General features: G+C 41.6%; 24 protein-coding genes. 7 read left to right on the top strand and 17 right to left on the bottom strand.

All coding sequences use genetic code 11. The features are described from left to right. Window positions 1–444: 444 nt before the first annotated feature. From GJB62_RS13185 to GJB62_RS13170, 4 genes are all read right to left on the bottom strand, one after another. Entirely contained in the window at window positions 445–714 is a 270-nt protein-coding gene (locus GJB62_RS13185) for a YlxR family protein (protein ID WP_114081474.1), read from the bottom strand. A 148-nt stretch (window positions 715–862) separates the two neighbouring features. Continuing rightward, the gene (nusA, locus tag GJB62_RS13180; RefSeq protein WP_179073447.1) at window positions 863–2,140 is read right to left on the bottom strand and encodes a transcription termination factor NusA; all 1,278 of its coding nucleotides are present in this window, start codon (window positions 2,138–2,140) and stop codon (window positions 863–865) included. A 186-nt stretch (window positions 2,141–2,326) separates the two neighbouring features. Then, a complete protein-coding gene (gene rimP, locus GJB62_RS13175) occupies window positions 2,327–2,788 on the bottom strand; it encodes a ribosome maturation factor RimP (RefSeq protein ID WP_114081475.1) in 462 nt (153 codons plus the stop codon). Between the two features lie 347 nt (window positions 2,789–3,135). Continuing rightward, on the bottom strand, window positions 3,136–4,605 hold the full coding sequence (locus GJB62_RS13170) for a hypothetical protein (protein ID WP_114081476.1): 1,470 nt from the start codon (window positions 4,603–4,605) through the stop codon (window positions 3,136–3,138). 434 nt (window positions 4,606–5,039) lie between these two features. Between GJB62_RS13170 and GJB62_RS13165 the strand changes: the two genes are divergently transcribed. After that, complete coding sequence (locus GJB62_RS13165) at window positions 5,040–5,717, top strand: peptidoglycan-binding protein (RefSeq protein ID WP_114081477.1); 678 nt, start codon at window positions 5,040–5,042, stop codon at window positions 5,715–5,717. 29 nt (window positions 5,718–5,746) lie between these two features. On the opposite strand, the gene GJB62_RS13160 is transcribed toward GJB62_RS13165, so the two are convergent. Then, window positions 5,747–6,640 (bottom strand): hypothetical protein, encoded by an 894-nt coding sequence (locus GJB62_RS13160; RefSeq protein ID WP_114081478.1) that lies wholly within the window; start codon window positions 6,638–6,640, stop codon window positions 5,747–5,749. A 132-nt stretch (window positions 6,641–6,772) separates the two neighbouring features. Then, window positions 6,773–8,668: a serine/threonine-protein kinase gene (locus tag GJB62_RS13155; protein ID WP_114081479.1), complete on the bottom strand. Its 1,896-nt coding sequence runs from the start codon at window positions 8,666–8,668 to the stop codon at window positions 6,773–6,775. A 294-nt stretch (window positions 8,669–8,962) separates the two neighbouring features. Between GJB62_RS13155 and GJB62_RS13150 the strand changes: the two genes are divergently transcribed. Further along, window positions 8,963–9,871: a DUF3365 domain-containing protein gene (locus GJB62_RS13150; RefSeq protein ID WP_114081480.1), complete on the top strand. Its 909-nt coding sequence runs from the start codon at window positions 8,963–8,965 to the stop codon at window positions 9,869–9,871. 285 nt (window positions 9,872–10,156) lie between these two features. On the opposite strand, the gene GJB62_RS13145 is transcribed toward GJB62_RS13150, so the two are convergent. The 6 genes from GJB62_RS13145 to radA form a co-directional block, all read right to left on the bottom strand. Beyond that, window positions 10,157–11,407, bottom strand: a complete 1,251-nt coding sequence (locus GJB62_RS13145; protein ID WP_114081481.1) for a serine/threonine-protein kinase — start codon at window positions 11,405–11,407, stop codon at window positions 10,157–10,159. An 895-nt stretch (window positions 11,408–12,302) separates the two neighbouring features. Then, window positions 12,303–12,476: a hypothetical protein gene (locus GJB62_RS36675; protein WP_167755986.1), complete on the bottom strand. Its 174-nt coding sequence runs from the start codon at window positions 12,474–12,476 to the stop codon at window positions 12,303–12,305. 187 nt (window positions 12,477–12,663) lie between these two features. Continuing rightward, window positions 12,664–13,419 (bottom strand): WD40 repeat domain-containing serine/threonine-protein kinase, encoded by a 756-nt coding sequence (locus GJB62_RS13130; RefSeq protein WP_309472799.1) that lies wholly within the window; start codon window positions 13,417–13,419, stop codon window positions 12,664–12,666. Window positions 13,420–13,664: 245 nt separating this feature from the next. Next, the gene (locus GJB62_RS13125; RefSeq protein ID WP_114081482.1) at window positions 13,665–13,937 is read right to left on the bottom strand and encodes a hypothetical protein; all 273 of its coding nucleotides are present in this window, start codon (window positions 13,935–13,937) and stop codon (window positions 13,665–13,667) included. Window positions 13,938–14,262: 325 nt separating this feature from the next. Continuing rightward, a complete protein-coding gene (locus GJB62_RS13120) occupies window positions 14,263–14,991 on the bottom strand; it encodes a Uma2 family endonuclease (RefSeq protein WP_181852824.1) in 729 nt (242 codons plus the stop codon). 144 nt (window positions 14,992–15,135) lie between these two features. Then, window positions 15,136–16,662, bottom strand: coding sequence for a DNA repair protein RadA (gene radA / locus GJB62_RS13115; protein ID WP_114081484.1), 1,527 nt, complete (start codon window positions 16,660–16,662; stop codon window positions 15,136–15,138). A gap of 170 nt (window positions 16,663–16,832) precedes the next feature. On the opposite strand from radA, the gene rpaB reads away from it, so the two are divergent. Both rpaB and GJB62_RS13105 read left to right on the top strand, forming a co-directional pair. Beyond that, window positions 16,833–17,561, top strand: a complete 729-nt coding sequence (rpaB, locus tag GJB62_RS13110) for a response regulator transcription factor RpaB (RefSeq protein ID WP_012412029.1) — start codon at window positions 16,833–16,835, stop codon at window positions 17,559–17,561. Window positions 17,562–17,725: 164 nt separating this feature from the next. Beyond that, window positions 17,726–18,358 (top strand): cofactor assembly of complex C subunit B, encoded by a 633-nt coding sequence (locus tag GJB62_RS13105; RefSeq protein ID WP_114081485.1) that lies wholly within the window; start codon window positions 17,726–17,728, stop codon window positions 18,356–18,358. Between the two features lie 32 nt (window positions 18,359–18,390). Here GJB62_RS13105 and GJB62_RS13100 read toward each other — a convergent pair whose 3' ends face one another. After that, window positions 18,391–19,305, bottom strand: a complete 915-nt coding sequence (locus GJB62_RS13100) for a M48 family metallopeptidase (RefSeq protein ID WP_114081486.1) — start codon at window positions 19,303–19,305, stop codon at window positions 18,391–18,393. 5 nt (window positions 19,306–19,310) lie between these two features. Between GJB62_RS13100 and GJB62_RS13095 the strand changes: the two genes are divergently transcribed. The 3 genes from GJB62_RS13095 to GJB62_RS13085 all read left to right on the top strand — a co-directional run bounded on the left by GJB62_RS13095 (window position 19,311) and on the right by GJB62_RS13085 (window position 21,463). Next, window positions 19,311–19,460: a hypothetical protein gene (locus GJB62_RS13095; protein WP_159402512.1), complete on the top strand. Its 150-nt coding sequence runs from the start codon at window positions 19,311–19,313 to the stop codon at window positions 19,458–19,460. A gap of 102 nt (window positions 19,461–19,562) precedes the next feature. Beyond that, on the top strand, window positions 19,563–20,081 hold the full coding sequence (locus tag GJB62_RS13090; protein WP_114081487.1) for a DUF456 family protein: 519 nt from the start codon (window positions 19,563–19,565) through the stop codon (window positions 20,079–20,081). Window positions 20,082–20,719: 638 nt separating this feature from the next. Continuing rightward, window positions 20,720–21,463 (top strand): PEP-CTERM sorting domain-containing protein, encoded by a 744-nt coding sequence (locus GJB62_RS13085; protein ID WP_114081488.1) that lies wholly within the window; start codon window positions 20,720–20,722, stop codon window positions 21,461–21,463. Between the two features lie 105 nt (window positions 21,464–21,568). On the opposite strand, the gene nblB is transcribed toward GJB62_RS13085, so the two are convergent. From nblB to GJB62_RS13065, 4 genes are all read right to left on the bottom strand, one after another. After that, window positions 21,569–22,234 (bottom strand): phycobilisome degradation protein NblB, encoded by a 666-nt coding sequence (nblB, locus tag GJB62_RS13080; RefSeq protein ID WP_114081489.1) that lies wholly within the window; start codon window positions 22,232–22,234, stop codon window positions 21,569–21,571. A 76-nt stretch (window positions 22,235–22,310) separates the two neighbouring features. Further along, complete coding sequence (locus GJB62_RS13075; RefSeq protein WP_114081490.1) at window positions 22,311–22,775, bottom strand: CBS domain-containing protein; 465 nt, start codon at window positions 22,773–22,775, stop codon at window positions 22,311–22,313. 208 nt (window positions 22,776–22,983) lie between these two features. Then, entirely contained in the window at window positions 22,984–23,394 is a 411-nt protein-coding gene (mutT, locus tag GJB62_RS13070) for an 8-oxo-dGTP diphosphatase MutT (RefSeq protein ID WP_012412036.1), read from the bottom strand. A 249-nt stretch (window positions 23,395–23,643) separates the two neighbouring features. Further along, entirely contained in the window at window positions 23,644–23,988 is a 345-nt protein-coding gene (locus GJB62_RS13065) for a DUF760 domain-containing protein (RefSeq protein ID WP_114081491.1), read from the bottom strand. Window positions 23,989–24,239: the final 251 nt, after the last annotated feature.

Raw genomic sequence — 24,239 nt, 5'->3', positions numbered from 1 at the left:
GGTTGCCTGGTTTGCGACATCTCCATCCTTGGATTACTGTTTTTAGACCGCCGTTTAGTTTTTGCCGGTGCCTCCAATCAGGAAAGAGAGATGTTTCGGTTTAATAATGGCATCCCCACCAGGAATGATGGTTGAGGGATACCCATAAAAATTTTTTAAAAAGATTTTTATAGGAATCCTTGACGCCGAACTGCGCCTGAGCGCTACCAGGTTGCCATTTTGTAGTTTTTTGTTTTGTTGATTCTGAATCTTCCACAACACAATCGATTACATCTTGTTCTGGGAATGTTGCCTCGCTCCCCTTAAATTATTGGAGAGTCGAATGCCTTTTACACCCATTTACTATTTTGGCACTAACCTTAACGATCAACAGTTGGTGTGATGAAAGCACGACTTCGGCTTTCGCACAATTCTTCTGGTGATGATGTCACAAAGTTGTTCCAATTAAATTTGGTTTTGGGTATTGCTGCTGGCTAGACGTTGCGACAAGCTTTGATACAGTGTTTCTGGCACTGATGCATGTAGCGATCGCCCTAGTCGATTTTTTTTTTGAGCCGCTTGTAAGCAACTCGTTTGCGGACAAATATAGGCAGAACGCCCCATGCCCTGATCTAATTGTACCTTTCCCGATGGAAAGACGCGGACAATCCGCCAAAACTCATCTTTTGAGCCTACTTTCCGGCAACTAATACAGCGCCGATAATTTGGTTTCATCAGTTTTCTGCGATCTCAGTCCAGCATTCTGGGTGTAAAAATGAGTTTTTTATTACTATTTTTTACTTATACCAAGGTGTCTTTCAGGAAATAATCCTTAAGACTCGGACTACAATCAACATTATCAAAACTTTACAAGATTAATCAATTATTCGTCATCGTTATTGTCAAAACTATCCTCCTCTTCTAATTCGTCCTGATTTTCATCTTCTAATTCTTCGTCGAATTCAAGGTCATCTTCCTCTGTCTGATATTTTGCTCTGACAGCGGTAAATTTCTCATCTTCTCCGGCATAGTCGTATTTAGCTTTGTCTTTGATATCTATTTTCCAACCAGTCAGGCGGGCTGCCAAACGGACGTTTTGTCCTTCTTTCCCAATAGCTAAACTTAGTTGATCTTCAGCCACAAGTACGTGAGTTTGCCGGGATTCTGGGTCCATGAGGCGTACTTCATCCACCCGTGCTGGACTTAAAGCATTAGCGATGTATGTTGCTGGGTCTGGCGACCAGCGAATTACATCTATTTTTTCACCGCGTAATTCGTTGACTACCACTTGAATTCGCGATCCCCTGGCTCCGATACAAGCACCAACTGGGTCTACATCGCGATCTAGGGTATCTACTGCTATTTTAGTCCGGGGACCGACATAACGGGAGGGGGGGTTTGCCTCCCTTGCTACGGCAACAATCCGTACCACTTCATCTTCGATTTCTGGGACTTCGTTGGCAAACAGATAAACCACTAAACCGGCATCAGCACGAGACACCAGCAACTGTGGCCCTCGTTGCTGACCTTGAGAGACTTTTTTCAGATATACCTTGAAGGTGGCATTTGCCCGATAATTATCGTTAGGCAACTGTTCCCGCTTCGGTAACTCGGCTTCTACTTCTGGCTGACCAAATCCACTGCTGACTGCCAAAACCACAGATTGCCGCTCAAACCGTAGGACTCTTGCTTGCAAAACAGTTCCTTCTAAATCTTGGAACTCTTCTTGCACCATCTGGCGCTGTTGATCCCGTAATTTTTGCGCCAATACTTGCTTGGTTTGCATTGCCGCCATCCGACCAAATTCTCCTTGGTCGGGAGTCACATCTAGTACAACAGAGTCCCCTAACTGTGCTTCGGGAGCTACTTGTTGAACTTCGTCTAAAGAAATCTGATGGTCTGTGTTATTTACTTCTTCAACGATGGTTTTGGTGGAAAGAACGCGAAATCCCTCTCCGTCAATATCGAGTTCTACTTCAAAATTTTCAAAATAATCTTCGTCAAACTGTTTTCGCTCTAAATTTTGGGCGCGACGATAACGTTCGTAGCCTTTGAGTAGTGCTTCTCTAATAGCTGATTGAACTGCAAGACGGGGTAAATTCCGCTCACGACTTATACTTTCAATTAATTCTTTTAATCCAGGTAAAGTAACCATTGACATAAGCAATCTCCTTTAAAAAGCAGGGAGTGGGGGCTGAAAACTACGCATTAAATAGAACCAGGGATTAGAGAATAGCTTTACACTAGCCCCTAATCTCTAGCCCTTAGTCCCGAAACTCTAGGCCCGAAACTCTAGCCTTGAGCGAATGGCACTCTAGTCTGTAATTCCTAAGCCCTAGCCCTTTGTTTATCGGCGCTCGTCTAGCTGCACCTTAGTAATTAGGGAGCGGGGAATTTCGACTACACGACCCTTTTGGTTTAAGTAAAGTGTTGTCTCATCCCGGCGAATCAACTGACCAATCCACTCTTGTTGTCCGTCGTAGGGAAGCGTTGTGGAAATAATGACAGGAAATCCTTTAAAGGAAATAAACTCCCTGTCTGTTACCAGTTGCCGCGAAATACCAGGACTAGACACTTCCAAGACGTATGTATCTGGAACGATTTCCGCAGCATCTAAGGAGGCTTCTAAAGCACGGCTCATCCTCTCACAATCATTCAATCCGGTGTCTTGCTGAGGATTGCGAATGTCTACCCGCAACACTGGTGGACTTTGGTGAGTGTGAAAGACCACGCCAACCACTTCCAATCCCAGTTCTTCTGCTACTGGTGTCGCCAAATCAATAATTTGTGGAACTAAAGGATGAGCCATGAGAGAATTCAATAAAAAAAGTGGGCACTGACCCACTTCCTGCGATAGGTATATCTTCCAAGAAGTCTTGTGACGAATCAATGATGATTCGCCCTCATTCGAGTTTAGCGCATTTAATGGATAGTCGAGTATTGGGGATGGGGCATTGGGAATAGGGAATTAGGAATTGGTTTTTTCTCCTTGCCCTCCTGCCCCCTAGCCCGGATTTCTCACGCATAGTGTAGGCAGAGGGAGAAGAGGAGTGTGGGGAGTGTGGTGAGTGTGGGGGGGTAAGACTTCTTCCCCATCCTCCCACACCTCCCACACCCCTTGGATTTCTCACAAGTGAGAAATCCAGGCTAGCTTTTCTACCCTTCGCGTATTTTTGGGAGAGTGGTGCTTTTCTCGACCACTGTAGGAACTGATGCTTGTGTGCGTAGCTGCCTGGTTTGCTCGATAATTTGGTCTATGTCTTCTTGGGATAAACGCTGGACGTAGTTGATTTTGATTTCCTCTAAGAAGTCAAAAAGTAAACTCTGAATTTCGGAAAGTACGTGTTTTTCCTTCATTTCAGATCCCAAAGCTTCGCTAAACCTTTCTACGAGTTGACTGGTGAGTTTTGCGCCAACAGGGTCTTCAACAGCGCTAACCAAAGTTTTGTAAAGATTAGTTGTGATTTGCGTTGCCAATTGTTCGCTTAACTGGGTTTGAGCTTTTCCCACGCCAGGGAGATTCTGGAGGTTGCGGTAGACGGGGACTTGATGGAAGACGGTTTCGATGTTGTGGCGCAAAATGGCAACGATCGCAGGTTGAATATCAGGTAAGACTTGGTAAACAATTGTTTTTACCAAAAGACCTGCGATCGCTTCCACTTCATTCACATTATTAATATCTATGTAGGGACGTAAATTTTCTTGTTGTGAGAGCCAATCCGTTAACTCACCGCGTTGAATTGAACCCTGAACCTGGTTAATTACCCTTACTACTACTACTTCTGTAAGTTCTTCAGCAAAATTGGCGACAATCCCCTGATGAATTTGCTTTCGCACTGGCTGGAGATCCAATAAATGCGCTTGATCGAGGCGGACTAATACAGGTAAGATTCGCAGCCAACGCCAAAATGGTAGGAGTAAAAATATGTCGTACCAACGCCACAATAGTGCTTCAAACCAGCTTAAACCAAGATGTCGGCGTTTGATTAAGAAGGTACGCCCCAGCAATTCTACGCCAAATAAAATCACGAAGGGTAAGTCAATAATCCAAAAATTATCCACAAATTCACCACTTTCACCGATTTGGCGGTAGTAGTTAGTGGCAATTAAAGGGCGGATGCTCTCGTTAAAAAAATTAATTTCTTTAATCCAGCCATTTTGCGAGAGGTAAGGCTGACTCCAAAAAGTGGCAAAGGACTGTTTTGCAGATTCGTTACCGATGTGCGATCGCATCCGCTTTTTGATTTTTTCCAAAGTCCCACTTTTATTAACTCCAGCAAAGGGGTTACTGTCAATCATCTCGTTGCTAAGACGCTTTATTTGCTCTAGTCTGCTTTTTACCTCAGAAGACTCTAATCCTGTTTGGCTGACTTGCTTTTCTAATGCGTCTACTGTTTCTAGATAAATTTTCGTGTCTCGGTGGGGTTCAATACCTTTTATTGGGTCATAAATCTGAATAACTTGCGGAAGTTTCCGTAAGTAAAAATCTCGCCAAGGTACGTAACTTAAATTAAACAAAACTAAACCTAAATTTACAGTGGCAGTAATTGCCATAAATCTTTCAAACCAAAGATTCGTCTGTTTAGAAGATTTTATATCTTTCTTTTTTTGTTGCATATTATACATTTTTGGGATATTTGAAATATCATCTCTTCCATTTATTAATTTTCGTTTCTTTCCAACCAAATACAGCAATTTGCAGTTGAGTAGACCTCAGTATAAATGTATGTATATGTATTTATGCCAACTTAAGGTTAAAAAATGCTTAGAGACAAAGGGCTTAAGTTGACACCAATCCACATAAATGAATCAATATCGCAATTGAGTGTTCAAAGCGTGTATTCGCTTCAAATGATAACCTCTGCATGTCTGCCAATACAAGATACGTCTTTTGATGGATGACATGAATTAGTTTTTATACACCTAGTTAACTTTGGCAAAAATTATTCATAAATTATTCAAAAATCATTAAAAAATCGCGAAAAAAGTTATTAAACAAACTTAAAATGCAGCTGTTAACATTTATAATCCTGCTGATTTAATCCAAAGGAGTTTTAAATATGTGGTGTGGTTTTGGAAAATCAAGCGCGACTTTTGCTGTTACTTGCCTGATAAGCGCTAGTGTGGTAATTGCAGACACAGGTTTCGCAGCACCTCAACGTAGCTATACGCCCCAGCAATTCCGTTCTGTGTTGCGAGGTCTAGGCTATAACGTCAAGGTAACAAATGGTCCTTTGACAGATGAGGAAACCAAAAAGGCAATTCGTGAATTTCAGACAGGTTATAAGCTAAAACCAGTTGATGGGATAGCAGGGCCAAAAACCCAAGATTTTGCTGCTAACATTGTTCAAATTCTGCACACAAATTTGAATGCAGTAGTCAAGCCTAATCCTCCCCTACCGCGCGATCATTTTTACGGTTCCCGCACAGAAGAAGTGGTTAAGGAGTATCAAAAGAAATATCAGTTGCAAGAAACTGGAATTGCTAATTTAGCACTCCGCCAAAAACTGAATGAAGAAGCAAAGACAGTCTTGAGTCAGCCAACAGCTAAACCAACAACGAAACCAACGGCTAAACCAACAACGAAACCAACAGCTAAACCAACAGCTACGCCAACGGCTACACCCACAGCTACGCCAACAGCTACACCAACAGCTACACCAACAGCTACGCCAACGGCTACACCAACGGCTACACCAACGGCTACACCAACAGCTACACCAACAGCTACACCCTAGTCTCCACAAAAACCCCTACCCAAAGACCCTCAAGTCATCTGATTTGGTTCTTCTAAGGGTCTACCCTTGGGTATAGGTAGAATTGGACGGCCGTCATTGTAAGGCATAGGAATGTACTGCACGCTGGGTCGCCCTCCTTGCGCCTGTGGGTACAAGTCCATAAGATCATAAATAGAATGGGGCAGTCCGACAGTTACGGGCAGCCCCATTTCTGTTGCTTCTTCAATAGTTATGGGATAATCGTGGGTGACGCGCCCGGTTGTCAAAGCTTCGATAATCGATTCGATATTTTCTGGTAGAACTTTTTGTTTGGGTATACTGTCTTTAAGCAAAGTTCTTACAAACCTCTGTACCTGCCCAATTGCTTTGCGTGAGAGGTCGGCCATAATTAAAGTTTGATCGTCAATCTCACTGATGGGTTTATCTTCAATTACTTTTAGGATACTTGCTGCGGGGTAATTACCCAATTGGGGATCAACTGGTCCCAAGACAGCGTTAGCATCCATAATAATTTCATCAGAGGCCAGGGCAAGCATTGTACCGCCACTCATCGCGTAGTGCGGGACAAAGACTGTGACTTTTGCCTGGTGGCGAATTAATGCTCTGGCGATTTGTTCTGTTGCCAAAACCAAACCGCCAGGAGTGTGCAAAATTAAGTCAATTGGCACATCTGGGGGTGTGAGGCGAATAGCTCGTAAGATTTGTTCTGAGTCTTCGATAGTAATGTAGCGAGATATAGGAATTCCCAGAAAGCTAATAGACTCTTGGCGGTGAATCAACAAAATCACCCGACTTTTGCGTTCTTGTTGAAATTCTTGTAAAGCACGCAAGCGGCGATATTCTATTTGACGTTTTTGCCAAAGGGGTTGTAAGGAAGTTAGAAGCAGGAAAATCCAAAATAAATCACCAATACCAAAGCCCATAAAATTATTTATTGTTCAAAAATCACGGTTGTCGTCATTATTGTGACAATTTTTGGGCGATCGCAGTTCTATCGTAAGACTAGAAGATGTAGAGGGAAATAAGGTAGATTTTGCTCTCCGTTCCCTACTTCTTCATCTCCCCCGTCGCCAAATCTTGATAGTATCGTCATCACTACCGCTCACTAGGGTTTGTCCATCAGGACTGAAAGCGACACATCGAACATAGCTGGAATGTCCTGTAAGTGTGCTAATTTCTCTACCACTGTGTAAATGCCACAGTTTGATAGTGTTGTCCCAACTGCCACTAGCGAGAAATTGCCTATCCTGGCTAAAGGCAACTGACCAAACTGAATCAGAATGACCACTGAGAGTGCGAATTTCTCTGCCTGTGTTTACCTGCCACAATTTAATTGTGTTGTCACCACTGCCACTAGCAATCATTTCTGCATCGTGGCTGAAGGCGATACAGTTGATGAAGAAGGAATGACCTGTAAGTGTGTAGATGTTTCTGCCTGTGTATAGTTGCCACAGTTTGACCGTGTAGTCATTGCTGCCACTAGCCACAAGCTGTCTATCCTGGCTGTTCGTCGTTGTCGCTGTTCTCGGAGAATAAGCAATTGATGAAACTGAGTCGGAATGACCTGTGAGAGTTTGAATTTCTATACCAGTGTTTACTTGCCATAGTTTAATTGTGCAGTCAGCACTGCCACTAACAAGAAACTTGCCATCTGGACTAAAGGCAACAGAATTCACCCAGTTAGTATGACCAGTGAGAGTGCGAATTTCTTTTCCGGTGTTTATATCCCACAATTTGATTGTGTTATCCCAACTACCGCTAGCTAAGATTCCCCGGTTCAGGTCTGTAACTCCCCCAGATTTGCCAGAATCTCCTTGATAAGAAAAGTTTGAAGAGATTGGGCTAAAGGCGACGGAATTAACCATACTAGAATGACCAGAAGACCAACGACCCATTTGACGCACTAGCTTGCCAGTACCCAGTTGCCAAAGTTTAATAGTATGGTCATTACTGCCACTAGCAATCAATTGCCCATCTGGACTAATAGCGATCGCATGAACCATACTAGAATGACCTCTGAGGGTCTGTACGCATTGCCAGTTTTGCTGGTCTAATACAACAGGTGGAGGTAATTTTACTCTGGGCGTTATCACTAAGGTGGATGTTTCTGGTGCTATCTTTTTCTCGTTTTCAGGGCTCAATAAATCCAACCACTCCTGCACAGATTGGGGACGATAGGTTGACTCCAAATCCATGCCGCACATAATAGCTTGATTTACCCTATCGCTGATGTTGGGATTAAAATATTGTGGTGGTTCTAAATTAATATTGTGCCGTCTATCATCTGCACTTGTCGGTATCACTCCGGTAAGCAAATTATACAGAGTAGCAGCTAAAGCATAGATATCAATATATTCTCCTCGTGGCGCTTCTGATTCATACTGCTCAGGTGGGGCAAAACCAGGAGTACGATACACTGTATGTCTTTGAATTACATTAGGAATAAATTCTCTAGCGATGCCAAAGTCTATCAGCACTGCTTCAGATTTATCAATGCGGATCATAATGTTGCGTGGTTTGAGATCCCGATGCAGCAATCCTTTAGAATGGATTAGTGTCAAAGCGTCGCCAATTTGTCTGATGTAGAGCAGCGCTTCTGCTTCTGATAGCACTCCAACCCGTTTTAAATACTGTCCTAAGTCTTCGCCTTCGATGTATTCCATCACCATGCAGGGCAAATTCCCATCATCGAAGATGGTTTCTATTTCTACTATATGGGGATGGTGACACACAGCCAGCCTAACTGCTTCATCACGGAAGTCTTGCCGTAACTTGTTCCGGTGGAGTATCCAGGCGGGGTGGTTCAGGATTTCTTCTTTAAGGGTTTTAATCACTCGCAGTTGATTCCGCTGATTTCTGGCAAGATAAGTAATGCCAATTCCGCCTTCACCTAGTTGGCTTTCGATAATGTAGCGTCCCCCGAATAAAGACTTTCCTGCATTCCACACCATTAGTAATATTTGACAATTGCTGGTATTTATTTTGGCACAGTATCAAAACAGCCAACCCGAATTTTTGGGAATTCCATTTGAATCGCTGTTGTAGATTTTTGGAAGTTAGTTACTTAGAGAACATTTTCATTAACCTCGATAATTACTAATAGTATAAAGTTGTGTATACCCTAATAGCTTTAGCGAAACTTTGCCTTTAGATCAAAGTATGAGAGTTGATTGCTCATGTTAGAGTAAACGATGACTTTCGCTATATTTGTTCATAATAATTTGACTTGTAGGTAATCTGTAATTATGCTAAAGAATCTGAATCTGAAACAAAAATTTACAATTCTGCTACTGGTAATTCTGACATTTGGTTTGAGCTTGAGTGGATTTGCTCTTTCTTCTTTGCTTAGGGAGAATGCTAAACAAGATATTAGCTCTACTGGTCTCATCCTCATTCAAACAATGAGTTCCGTTCGTAAATACACCAGTACTCAAGTGAATCCAGAGCTAGTTGATAAATTGGCTACTGAGTTTTTGCCGCAAACCGTACCTGGATACTCAGCACGGGAGGTATTTGAGATTTTACGGAAAACAACAGAATATCGTGATTTCTTTTATAAAGAAGCAACTCTCAATCCCACAAATCTGCGGGATAAGGCTGACGGTTTTGAGACGGAAATTGTAGAAAGGTTCAGAAATAAATCAGACCTTAAAGAAGTGAGTGGATTTCGCTCAATTCCTAGTGGGGATATCTTTTATATTGCTCGTCCCTTAAAAGTTTCTGAAGAAAGTTGTCTGAAGTGTCATAGCGTACCAGAGGCTGCCCCTCAAAGTATGATTACTCTTTATGGCACAGCTAATGGATTTGGGTGGAAGCTGAATGAAATTGTCGGCGCTCAAATTATATCAGTACCGGCAAAGAATGTAATCAGCAAAGCAAATCAGTCTTCTTTACTAATTATCTTAATTGTATCAACTATATTTATAGCGACTATCCTGTTAGTTAACTTGTTCTTGAATCGACAGGTTGTTGTTCCTCTCAAACGCATGACTCGCATAGCGGAAGAAGTTAGTACAGGACACATGGAAGTTGAATTTGAGCAGATGTCTAATGATGAAATCGGTAATTTAGCTAGAGCCTTTAAACGGATGCAGTTAAGTTTAGAAATGGCAATGAAAAGAATCAAACGCACTCAGGGGGGAACAGGGGATTAAAATAATTAGTAATGAAATGGACGTTTTCTACAAGATGCTGCGCGTACCTTGCTTCTCTGTAAGAGTACGCGCTACGCTAATGCAATTAATTTTTATATAAATAATTGAACTATTTTAACTTATTTCTAAAGTGATATAGGACTCTTATTTGATTTTTTAAAAAATCTAGTATAGCTCAGAGAGGCTTTTTGACTATTGCCTATTGCCTTGCTACCCAAATAATTATGGCTATGCCATGCTGCACGAACAGAAATCAAATTGGATTGCCAGATTAGTCTACAATATCTATGAAAATAAGCTTTTTTTGAATTCAAAAGCTGCTTGAAAGTTAGGAATTTGGTTGGCTATAAGTTCAACAAATTGATCAGGTGAAATGTAAGGATTCTCATCTAATATTTCTTCTATAATCAGATTTGCCATTGGCCCGATGTGGTAGGCTAATTCTTGTTGACAATGTTTAATAAATCCTGGTTGGAGTGAAGGTTGTTGTTGTTCAATTTGCCCACTTTGTACATTAGCAGGTAAACTAGGTGGACTAAAAATTGTTTCTCCAGGTGGGTTGTATGACTGCGATATTGCCGACATAGCCTGAAATTCAGGATTAAATACCGTAGCAGGCAAATCATCAAGCATGACTGGAGGAGACATTGCTAGTTCTCGTTCTCCAATCCGCTCTAAATCTTTGATAACTTCCCTGGCTGTTTGGTATCGCTTGTTGGGTCTATCTGCCAACATACAATCAAGTACTTGAGCGAACTCATCACTAACGTAAGTATAATAACGCCAGTTCCATTCAAGTGAATACTGATCCATTAGTAAAGATGGATCTCTACCTGTGAGTAGTACAATAGCTGTTACACCCAAGGCATATAGATCACTAGAAGCCGAGCATAAACCTAAACTAATCTGTTCGCGGGGTGCATACCCCACTTTGCCTACAAGGGACATTTTGCCAACAAATGTTACTTGGTGGTTAGAACTTCTCCCCTCGTTCACGTCAGCAATTTGCTTCCCAACACCGAAATCAATCAGCACTGGCAGATCCTTGCCATCAGGTAACATGATGTTATCAGGAGAAATATCTCGATGGATGATATTGTGCTGATGGACATATTCCAAAACAGGCAATAGATTTTTTAGCCACTGGATAACTTCGTCTTCAGAAAAGTTTCTTCCTTGACGTTGAAGTTCTCCCAGCAGCCTAGAATATGTTTTGCCGTCAACATACTCTTGTACTAGGAATAACCGACCATCTCCTTCAAAGCAAGCTAAAAACTTGGGGATTTGAGGATGTTGCAATTGATGAAGGATTTTTGCTTCTCTTTTAAATAGGTTGCGATATTGTTCCAGCCCACTTTCCCCTGTGCCAATGGGTGCAAACTCCTTGAGGACACAAGCTTCATTAAACCGCCGAGTGTCAAATGCCAAGTAAGTTCGCCCCAATCCTCCCTGTCCCAGAAGTTTTTGGATAATATAGCGGTTATCAATTAGAGTTCCAGCAGCTATTTCTGGTCTTGTCATAGGCGACTGTGACATCTCATCGCACTCCTCGCGATTTTATTGTTGATAAATTATCTAGTTTGCTGAAAGTCAGAAACTCTAGCAGATAAGGGCTGATAACATCCTTAAAATTGAGGTTAGCACCACTATCAACACAAGGAAATACACTTTTCTACAATCTTTGAACGGTCTTGTGTAACCAAATAGACAATTTTTACAGGGGTAGCTAGATGATACTACTTGTACTTACGTATTTTAGCAGATGGGATATAACCAGTGTCTGCGGTAATATCTGCGAATATTCAGGTTATCACCTTTTGGAGTTGTAGCTGAACCACATCTCATTCCTAACAACTCAATTAGGATTGAGTTTTGGAACAGTAAGGATATAGCGTGACATCATGGTTTTTGAGAAAAAACTAAAGTTGCTATAGACTTCTCCAAATAAAATATTATATGTATTTCAAGTGCTGAATATGCGATCGCTCTCAAAAATTAATCTTTATGGGAGCCAGTATTGTTATTTGATAGCTACTTCGGCATCGACTATCAAAGTTTCCAGTATAGGTGATTCCTCAAAAGCAGAAAATTATCCTCCGTATCAAAAAAGACTCTTGAAGCTACAATAATTTATCTAGTTCATCAGCATTCAGGCCTAGTTGACGCAAACGTTCTGCTAATTGTTCCACTTTTCGTTTACTTTGAGCAGCTTCTTGTTCAGCAATCATAGTTTGTGTGCTAGGGAAGCAGCTTCTTCTGTAGGTATGGTCTACTGTAAATCTTGTTGTGGAAATACGTTCGGGAGAATGGCAATACTCGCACAAATAATTTGCACGTTTTCGGACAATTTATTTAGTAGCATCATCAATCATTGTGTTGAGCTACTAGCATCGCGTTTATATTGGGTGAAAATTCTATCTAGTTCTCCAATTTATTCAAGTTCAATCGCTTCTTCTGGAGTTAGTAAATCAGCTTTTTTGTGTTCTAAGAGTTCTTCCATCCGTGCTTGCAGTTCATCATTAAATTTGAATAGGTTAAATTTATCCAGCTTTTCTATTCTGATACTGCCAATTAAGGATGAAGGTCTAGCAATTACGGTTGTCATAGTTAGGACGGTATAATTTATTGATCTGTGCTTTTATTTTAGTGTTTTAACATCTTAATATTTCACTGCTTCATCTTTAGAAAGGCGTTCATCATCTTCCGACTCTGACATTAGCTGTTTCTACTTACTATTTTATGCTTTCATATTGTGTTTATTGTTCGCTAGTTCTAATACTATTTTGACGCTGTTATTGCACAACTAGCTGCGGTTGCCATATTTTGATATTTCCGCCACTATCTCCCGCAGCCAGCCAATTTCCATCGGGGGTAAAGCTGATGGATGTAACTTTACAAAAATGAGTCAGGCTGTGAATTTCTTTACCTGTTGTCACATTCCACGGTTTGATAGTGTTGTCCTCACTACCACTAGCGAGAATTTGCCCATCACTACTGATGGCGACGGATTGAACCGAGGAAGAATGACCAGTCAGGGTGCGAATTTCCTTTCCGGTTGTCACCGACCACAGTTTGATCGTCTTGTCCCCACTACCACTGGCGAGAATTTGATCATCACTACTGATGGTGACGGAACTAACCCAGGAAGAATGACCAGTGAGGGTGCGGAGAAATTGACCTGTGATTGATGAAAACAAGTGAATTAATGAACCTTGCACACTTGCTAAAATATCTTCCTTGGGGCTAAGGGCTACTATTTCACCAGAAATACTGGGGATGATGTGGACGCATTCCCAAGATGGGGGTGTATTGGGACGAGATATTACTGGTTGTGTTGGCGGTATGGGACTAGCACCCAACAAATCCAACCACTCCTGCACAGACTGGGGACGAAACTTATAATTTAACGCCATCCCCTTCATAATTGCCTCATTCACCCTGTTGCTAACACTGCCATTCAACTCCTTGGGCGATCGCAGTGTAAAATTTTGTAATCTAGCTGGTGCTGGCATTGGCAACTGTCCAGTCAGCAACAGTGGTCTGAACACTTTGTTTGGTCAGCAGATGCTACAAAAATTATTGGTATCACACCCACAGGTCGGGCAACTTGTAATAGATTAGATTTGAACGATCTACGCCGTAGCGATCGCTTCATTCAAAAATCCCGGCAACTTTGGATAAAAGGAGGTTTTCATCCTCCCTCTGAAGATCCACGACAGGAAAAATAGAAACCTTGCGCTGTTCAGATCCCCGACTTTTCAAAAAAGTCGGGGATCTAAGTTAGATAGGGTTATTACATTAAAATTTGCCGGCTTAAAATACTCATGACTTCACCTGGGTTGGCGGTTGGTAGCAGTGGACTCCAATCTCCTACACTGGCATAACCAATTACCTGCAAGTAGTGAATTGTACTGCTAACGGTTTTGGGAGAACCAATCAGTAGATGCTTAATCGGTTCTCTGTGGGGAAATGGCTGTGCAGTTGATTCCTTGCGGGTGGGTGTATCTAATTCACCCAGATATTGCTTTAACTGTGATTGGGCAGACTTTTGTAATTGTGCCATCATTGTATTTGTCTCCTGATAAAGGGGTTACATAAAGGCGATCGCATTCTTCTTTCCGGGATTAGGCGATCGCCTTTATCATGTCTTTATATTAAGGTATAAAATTATACTTGTCAGCTACAAACTTGAAAATTATGATTAATAATTTTCAAGTTTTAACGGGTATAAATTAGCCTTAGCTTTGGTAATATTAGGAATACTAATTAACAAAAACACTCTCAACTTTTAGCTGTAATTGGTATTATTTAAAATTTCATCTTTCTAAAAAAAATGCTAGATTTAGCAAATTTTTCGCTAATCTAGCAAACCTAAATTATTTACAGGAAGTCTAATCTTCTGGCTCAATGCCCGCCGCCCGCAATTGTGCTGCTAGTCGTTCGGCACGTTGGCGTTCTTGTTCAGCGCGTTGGCTTTCCTGTTCGGCTAATTCTGTTCCCCAAGGTAAAAGGTTTCCTTGTTCATCCCACCATCGTAACCACTTTCCTGTGCGGTTTTCACGATTACCTTGGGACACTCCAAGGTAAAGATTCATTTCTGCAATCCAGTAGCGTTGATTTTCATCAGGCTCTTGCAAAATGTACTGTTCTGTGGTTTGTAAGTGATACATCTCTAAACTGCCGCTATCTGGCTCAAAGATGATGTAGTTTGGTACTTTTAAAATGCGCTCGTAAAAAAACCATTTTCCTGGAGGATATGTCGCTTTGATAGAATACTCTGTCTCCTGTGTATCGGAAACAAATTCCATCACAATTACGGGAATGTCACCCTGTAATTGAGGTGTGTAACTGCGTATTACTTCTTCTCTACTAACATTAATTTTGGCAATGAAAGCCCAATCAGGAGCTTTAATGACCATTTTGTTGTTTAAAGTGGCACAAATACCGTAATTAGTTGTTGCTAGGGCGTTAGCTGAAATTTTTCCGGCTAATTGTAGGCTTTCTGTGAGTGCAGCAGCTAAAGCTGGTTGGTTGATGTTGTCCACTGGATCGTCTGGTAGTTTGTAATCATCGGGTAGTTTTTCCCAAGTGATTTGGTAGTCTTGGGTGAGGGTTGTCATAGCGGGTTTTCCTTTGGTGTGTAAAAGGGATTGGGGACTGGGGATTAGGGACTTGGTTTTCACTCGTAAAAATTATGAAATTTGCTTTGATCCTTCCCAAATTTTGGAACAATTTCCCAGTACCCAGTACCCAGTCCCCAATATTTACTCATCTTCATCGGGTTCTAAATCGTCGGCTGTCAATTCCTGATGGGGGATAGCGGCGATAATCGCATCTATTACTTTAGAGACGGGTAATATTTCAATATTTAAGTCAGGAAATTTTGTCCCTTTTGGCACGATCGCTCTTTTAAATCCCAACTTAGCAGCTTCTTTCAATCGCAGTTCCATTTGGGAAACCGATCGCACTTGTCCACCTAACCCAACTTCACCGATTAAGACTGTACCGGGATCGACGATGCGATCGCGGAAACTAGCTACAATTGCGATCGCAATTCCTAAATCTACTGCCGGTTCTTCCACATTCAACCCACCCGCAGAAGCAACGTAGGAATCTAACTTGGACATGGGAATTCCCACCCGTTTTTCTAAGACGGCGAGAATTTGCACTAGGCGGTTGTAGTCTACCCCTGTTCCAGCACGTCGAGGAGAAGGGTAGCTGGTGGGACTCACCAAAGCTTGCAATTCTACAACTATCGGGCGAGTGCCTTCGCAAGCCACGACAATTGCCGTACCTGGCGCTGGATCGTCACGGTTGCCTAAAAATAACTCTGAGGGATTGGAGACTTCCCGTAGTCCCTCCGCCACCATTTCAAATATGCCGATTTCGTGAGTTGCACCGAAGCGGTTTTTCACCGTGCGTAATAACCGATGGGAAGCAAAGCGATCGCCTTCAAAATACAACACTGTATCAACTAAATGTTCTAAGACTTTCGGCCCCGCGATCGCTCCTTCTTTGGTAACGTGTCCCACAATCAGCATGGTGACATCTTCGTGCTTTGCCACCTTCATCAGTGCGGCTGTACATTCCCGTACCTGAGCCACCGAACCTGGTGCAGAAGTCAACGCTGGAAAAAACACAGTTTGGATACTATCAATCACCGCCACGTTTGGCTTGAGAGAATCTATTTCCCGTAAAATTTCTTCTAAATCTGTTTCTGGCAGTACATATAAATCTGCACCTATACTGTCAGGGTCTATGGGTAGTGTCGGATCTACTACTACCTTAACATTCTCCTCATTAACCACACTTAGGGATTTTGATACTCCCAAACGAGAAGCTCGTAATTTTACCTGCTGTCCCGATTCTTCACCAGTTACGTAAAGGATGCGGTATTTCTGTGCTAATTGATTTGATACTTGCAACAATAAAGTCGATTTACCAATACCTGGATCGCCACCAATCAGCACCATAGAGCCAGGGACAACCCCACCTCCAAGTACCCGATCTAATTCTCCATAACCAGACTCCCAGCGAGCGATTTGGCGATCGGTAATTTGATCAAACGTTAAAGAGGCTCGCGCTTTAGCTGGTTTATTGTGAGATTTGCCATTGCCTTGAGCTGATTGCCAACTACTCACTCCCCCCCGACTGGGTACATCTACTGAGGATTGAATCGAAATTTGTTCTTCTAGAGAGTTGTAAGTGCCGCAAGCTGGACACTTACCAAACCACTGGGGCGATTCTGCTCCACATTCGTTACAAGTGAAAAAGGTTTTTGGCTTTGCCATTCTTAAATCTTATTAAATAATCTTAATATTTACTTAATTCTTGAAAAAAACTAGAAACTAATAATAGTGGCATTTAGAGCTTTTTCCAAATCAATTCATGGAATGATATCTTAATATTATGGTATTAAAAATTAATCATGTAAATTTTTAGTCAAGGAGCCTAGAGAAACTTGGAAAGCCATAAAGAAAAAATCTTGGTGGTAGACGACGAAGCCAGCATTCGCCGGATTTTGGAAACGCGCCTTTCCATGATTGGCTACGATGTAGTGACGGCTGGTGACGGGGAAGAAGCTTTAGAAACTTTTCGCAAAACTGAGCCTGACTTGGTAGTTTTAGATGTAATGATGCCAAAGCTAGACGGCTATGGTGTATGTCAAGAATTACGAAAAGAATCAGATGTCCCCATTATTATGCTAACAGCCTTGGGTGATGTAGCCGATCGCATCACCGGGCTAGAATTGGGCGCTGATGACTATGTAGTTAAACCATTTTCCCCCAAAGAGCTAGAAGCCCGGATTCGCTCGGTGCTGCGGCGGGTAGATAAAAACGGTGCTTCTGGAATTCCCAGTTCTGGGGTAATCCATGTCGCTAATATTAAAATCGATACGAATAAGCGACAAGTCTACAAAGGCGATGAGCGCATTCGATTGACGGGTATGGAGTTCAGCTTGTTAGAGTTGTTAGTCAGTCGCTCTGGAGAAGCTTTTTCTCGTTCGGAAATTTTGCAGGAAGTTTGGGGTTATACACCAGAACGTCATGTAGATACCCGCGTAGTAGATGTGCATATATCACGTTTGCGGGCAAAGTTAGAAGATGATCCTAGTAACCCAGAATTGATACTCACAGCCAGAGGTACTGGTTATCTTTTCCAGCGAATTATTGAACCAGGGGAGGAGTGAGGAGATGAGGCAGGGGGCAGGGGAGGCTGGGGGACAAGGGGACAAGGGGACAAGGGGACAAGAGGTGAGAACTTGAAACAAGTCTTTCCCCTTGTCCCCAATTCTCCTTGTCCCCAAGTCCTCTTGCCCATACCAAATGACTAATGACTAATGACTAATGACTAATGACTGACCAAAATCGAGTTTTGCGGCGTTTACCTATTGTTGTGGGTGGGCTAGGCGCTGTACTTTTATTGATTAACCGTTTGTTGACACCGGAATTAACCCAGTCCCAATCGCGTGGTGATGTGGTGGGCGTGATTTTGAGTGCGGTGTTAATTTTAACTGGTTTAATTTGGCAGCAAGTTCAGCCGCGATCGCCTGATATTGTAGAACTAATTGGAGAAGAAGGTTTTGTACTGGCAGCAGATTTACCCGAAACCGTGAAAATAGAGCTAGCCTGGGCATCTCATTTATTGTTGACTAATACAGTAACGCGATCGCTTGTGGTTTATTACCAAGGTAAGGTTTTGTTGCGTCGTGGTATTTTGGGTACTAAATCTGAAGTTGTACCAGGAGTAATCTTAAAACAGGTACTCGAAAAACAAAAGCCGATTTATCTAGTTGCTCTAAAAATATATCCAGGTAGGCTTGAATTTGATTATTTACCAGAGAATACTCAAGGTGTAATTTGTCAACCTATTGGCAACCAAGGTGCGTTAATTTTGGGAGCGAATGCTCCTCGCAGTTATACCAAACAAGATGAAAATTGGATTGCCGGAATTGCTGACAAATTAGCTGTTACTCTTAGTACTTAGATTATTCCCTAGTTTAAAAATCTAAAATTAGTTCACCAAGAAGTCAAAAAATTCCACCCTTCCTTTTCTTCTGGTGTCTTTTCTTCTTTTGCTTCTGATTCTTCCGGTGTATTTAAATTTGTCTGTTGAATTAAATTATCATAAGCTCCAGAATCAACCCATCTTAATAATTCGCCAGCCCGCATAACTACCCAAGAAAGCCCAGACTCTGTATAGCTTAATATTTTGGTGACTTTATCCACACTCTCAAAGTTATTAGATGCGAACTCACGGGCTTGGACAAGGAAATCTTCCATTACAGCAGTAGTTAAGTACTCATCTGGCAAACCTGCGAGTTTCATCAGTGTAGTAGTTGCTACATCAATATCCTGGCAAGCGAGCAAAGCTGCCCGATCAGCTGTGAACCTAGCCATCATCCGCCAATTATACAAACCCAATTCCATACCACCAGCTATCAAACCACCCACACCTAGCGTTGTACTGCTTAACAAATTTTTCAAAGTTGGCATCACAATTGCCATTTGGTGATAAACCATGTGCTGACTCTTGATGCGAGCAATTTCGTGTCCGAAAACGTAAAGTAACTCATCGGGGCCAAGCCACTCCATTGCATCTAAATTGATACCAACAAGGGGTTTTTCCACGCCAACAATATAGGTTTCAATGTGTCCTGTGCCTTGAAACAGATACAGTTCAGGAAGGGGAGCAACATCAAGAATTTCACAGGTTTCTACAAATGCTTGATGTAATTGGGGAAAATTACGGGGCGAAATTCTGATTTCACTACCAAGGCTTTGCAGTCTGAGTAAGCGATCGATGCCGTATTCGTTAACTTTCTTGAGTAGTAAAGAAACACCAGGCATATTTTGCAAAGAAGCCAAGGCTTTGCGATCAAAAGGATGTTCGTAGGCTTCTGAACTCAGTCCAGTTAATATTTTTCTCGTCATAAGTTTTGAGCTTTATTTTGGAGTGTTTGGGAAGTTCAGTTAGTCAGTACGAATGGCTTGTGCTTTCAGTGCGCCTGTGGCTAGGGGTATATTCCTACAACCCACAATTATTAAGACAAGCCTTGAGCGATCGCAGAGAGATTTTAGCAGATTAAACTAGAAAATCATATTTGCTGTCGGTGAAATCTCAGCATTTATCAGCATTTTGCCCAGATACAATATAAAGTAGGGCCGCTCGGAAATTTAGAAATTTATCTATGCAAATTATTTATTGGCTATTAATTGCCGTAATGGTTGTGGGTATCATCGGTGCTGTAGTTCCAGCCATACCCGGTAGCAGCTTAATTTTAATTGCAATTATCGTCTGGGGAATCGTTAGTAGTTCCTTCGCGGCTATCAAGATTCCTCTAATTGTGACAATTATAGTTTTACTGCTCAGTGTCGGAGTAGATTTTTTAGCTAGTTATGTGGGAGCAAGACAAGCTGGAGCTAGCAAATGGGGGCAAATCGGCGCAATCGTCGGTTTAGTTGTCGGATTTTTGGGATTATTGCCAACATTGCCTTTTGGGGGGCCACTGTTAGGAATTTTACTAGGCCCGCTTTTGGGAGCAATTATTGGTGAGTACATTTACCGACGTGAATTTGGGTTGGCGGTTAAAGCAGGTATAGGAATTGTAGTCGGCTCTTTGGTGGGAAATTTGATTCAAGGGTTGTTAGCGATCGCAGCAGTTGTAGTTTTTGTTGTGACAACTTGGCCACAGGTATTTAGTTCTTAGCATTTCAACATTTGAGAATAGTAGTAATAGCTAGTAATCAGGCTATTTATTACAGGCATTCAATTAGCTGACTAAAATTTTCTACATTACACCAACAGAGCGGTTTCTCCCATTTCATCTATGGACGGGAGGAACCGCTACTTTGTGTATTGCGCGTTGGATAAATCTCCTTTGTTTCAACACTTCTCGGATAAACATTCTCAATCCCTCTTGTAGTCTGGGTAAAAGGTAAATTGAGACCCTTAAAAAAATTTGGGAAATCTCCAACGGCTGAATATAAATATATTGCTTACTCTATTTATCTAAAAAATAGTTGAGTAATTTGCAATAACAAAAAGCACTAATTTCATTCAGTATACGTAAGTTAAATAGATCGGCTTCAACCCTATTAAATGACAAATATACGAAGGATAGATATACCGGAAATAAAAAATTTATGAAGACTACTCAACAATTGAAGATGTAATGAAGACCACTAAGTAAATCTTGCGTACTCAGAATCTATGTGATTTTATGGAAATAAGAAATACGTCACACAAGTGCCGCTTTCACTGACAGTATTTTAAATAAATTACTGATAGTACAAGTAAAACAATCAATTTTTCCGTCAAAGTTATTATTAGGATTCTCAAACGATCATGATTAGTTTAAAATCTAAATTACTAAACGCTACTCTGGCCGCTACTGCTGCACTTCCTTTAGCTGTTGCTGGGTTATTTACATCTGTCGGTTCTGCTCAAGCTGCTGCACTGAAAGGTGAGTTCAGTTTTAACGGTGGTGTAACTGCGAATCCATTTGCTAGCAGTTTAGTAACATTGAAAAAAGATTCACTAACCTTTACTCCAGATAGCATTCTTGCAGATTCCAATGGTGTAAAGAGTACCCCAGTTGCTATTGCCGCTCAGACAGGAAGTTTCTTAGGTTTCAATTCAGCAAGTATACGTGATATCATCTCATTCGCAAGCGATACTGTGCAAAACCCATTTCTAGACCTTGGTAATCTTACCCTTCCTGGTACGATTCTGCCTGGGGAAAGTACAGCTTCTCTAGCAGATGGCAGTAATATTTTTACCTTGACATCTTCTGATTACAAAATAACTCAGACTGGTGCAAACATTACTATAGCAGTTGATTTATGGGGATACTTTACCAGCGCTACTGGTGAGATAACTAAAGGAGCAGGAAGCTTATCTTTCCAAAGAAATGATACTACTGTTGCTCAGGCAAATGCAATTCTCGATACTACTGGCGGTTCATTGGCTAATTTGACTTTTTCTGGTTCTACATTCACCACCTCCGTTCCCGAACCAGCTGCATTACTTGGTTTGGGTGCAGTAGGTACTGTAATGGTGATGTCTCGCCGCCGTAAAAGTGTTGTTTAGTATGAACAAGTGATTTTTAAGAACTGAAAGTCACTCTCATTTATTATCTATTCGATCTGGCTGGAATGAAAAATTTTACCAACCAGATCGAATTTTTTTCTGCTATCAGACTGATTGCAAAGAATTTTTGGCTTCAGTGGCGATCGCTTCGACTTCATCATTAGCCAGTGTTTCTAATATAGATTTGGCTTCTGCACCACCCAAAAGAGCCAGCGCTTGTACAACTCTGTAACGCATTTGCCAGTCTGGATTGGTAGCATAAGGAGCTAAGAGGGGAACTGCTTCTAAATTTCCCAATTCACCGAACGAACTAATAGCAGCAGTTTGCACTAATTCGGTTTCTGATGAGAGTGCCTCTTTGAGCAATTCAAAGGCTCGTGGATCGCCCAATGCTCCTAATGTAGCGATGATACTAAATTGTATTAGCCATTCATCAGTCTTGTAGTAAACCTCCTTTAAGTCTTCAAAAGCGTCATGTAGTTGGAGTGCGCCTATACAGTCTGCTGCTGCTGCTTGTACATCTACTTCAGAGTCATGAAGCAAGCGATCGCGCAAGATATCCAAAGATAATTGTAAATCTTGTGTTCCGAGTGTATCCATTTGACTCACGGCTGAGTAACGAACACGGGAATTGCGATCGCTAATGGCTGTTTGAATCAATTCAAAGCCAACCGTAGGTTCCAGTTGGCGGATTTGATTTACTGCACGTAAGCGATCGCCTAAATCCTCAGAACTTAGCAATTGCTTAACAGACTCCGAAGTAATACTCATTTAGTTATCCTTGATTTTCAAAAGTGTAAAAAATATTTAACAGTTATCAGTTATCAGGCTGTTAACTGTTAATTGATTATTCTTGACTTGCTGCCATTGCCCGAATAATATCACCACGAGTGAGGATACCAATTACTTGATCTGTACCATCAAGTACTGGCAAGCGGTGAACGCTGCGATCGTGCATGATTGTAGCGGCTTCTTTTAAAGTTTTATCAGGGGAAATTGTGATCGGGTTTTTACTCATCACCTCCCCAACGGTTTGCCCTAGTGCTTTATGTAAGTCACGTTCATACGTAGCAGGATTTTTTAAATAGATAACGCTATCAAGAAACATAATGTACGCAGGTGGAGTAACACCAGTTTCTTGCCACATCAAATCGGTTTCTGAGATAATGCCCACCAATTTCCCGACATCATCCACAACAGGTAGTCCGCTGATGTGGCGTTCTGCGAGAATTTGGATAGCTTCCTTCAGTGGAGTTTCCGCACGAACGACAATAGGATCGCGGCTCATCACATCGGCAACAGTTTTAGGCATTTATTTGTTGATACCTTTTATCAAAGTCTCTGCGCCTATTGTAGAAAATTGCGGGACTCAACCTGATGCAATTAATAGATTGTTACGGTATTGGGCATTGGGAAGAGGACTTGGGGACAAGGAGAATTGGGGACAAGGGGAAAGACCTGTTTCAAGTTCTCACCTCTTGTCCCCTTGTCCCCTTGTCCCCATTCCCCATTCTTAATTCTCAATTCCCTTTTAAAGCAGCAATGATTTGAGTATTTGCTTTCGGAAAAGTAAACTGATCCAGTTCTTCCAAAGTTACCCAGCGTATTTCATCTGATTCTAAAGGTTGGGGAACACCTGTAACATGGCAGCAGTGATGCACTGTGAGGCTAACGCGCAAATTTGTATAGGTGTGGTCAATAGTAATCAGATGCTCTCCCACTTCAATTACTATTCCTAGTTCTTCGGAAATTTCCCGTTGAATACACTCTTGAATAGTTTCACCAGGCTCGATTTTACCGCCAGGAAATTCCCATAAACCGCCCATTGCTCCTTCTGGACGACGGCGATCGATTAAAATTTGCTTTTGGTCATTCCAAATTACTGCAACACCAATGATTTTATGGGGCGGGAAAGAACTGGTTTCACTCATAATTGATGGACAAAAGGGGAGATGATTAACAACAAAACTCGGCAGACTAATTTTAACTCTGCCGAGTTTTGATTTTTTAAATTTCAACCTTAATGCGTCACTGTTTTGGATATTTTAAAAAAATCTAGCTGATAATTATTGGGAATTGGGACCAAAGATTTCGCAGAGCCTTATGTTTAATTCCTATAGCCATGACTGTGGCTAGCAATCAGCCCAACAACAATATAGAATTTGCTAACTTTTCTATTTCTATTCAACTTCGGTGTTGTTGGTTTCAGTCCCTTGTAGGGCGAGTTCAAAATTCATTCTCTGTTCAGCGTTACGCAAGAAATAACCACTAATCATAGCAGAAGCCAAAAGCCGACCTAGACTTTCCCGACTAGTGCTGACGGTGATGCCAAAATGTTCTGAAGGTAGATTACCCAATAATCCTGTAATATTCCGTTCCATCACTTGAAAAACTTCGGCAGATGTAGGTTTAGATAGCTGGGTAACTGTCTCTGGACTCAAGGATTTAACATACTGCCATAGTAAATCGTTGGTTTCTGATTCGCTATTGAAAAATTCTGAGACACGATTGGATGGGTTACTCATTTTTTAGCTCCTTAACTACCACTACTGGCTACGGTGCTTGTGATTTTAATACTAAATGCCTGTTTTGGATTTGACTTAGCTAGCTGTTTTGTCTTCCTGTCAACTAATGTAACAGCCTCGCTTTCTGATGGAAGTAGGTGTAACCGTACTAAAGTCAGCGTATTTTCGTCACCCTAACAAATAAAGTAAGGAGTGAGAAGCTCATTAAAAACTCCTCACTCCTAATTGTTGTACAGATGCGATTAATCGCG

Origin of the sequence: Nostoc sp. ATCC 53789, assembly GCF_009873495.1 — a bacterium.
Taxonomy (GTDB): domain Bacteria; phylum Cyanobacteriota; class Cyanobacteriia; order Cyanobacteriales; family Nostocaceae; genus Nostoc; species Nostoc muscorum_A.
The sequence above is the reverse complement of the archived record's forward strand: the minus strand, read 5'-3'. Positions and strand labels throughout refer to the sequence as shown.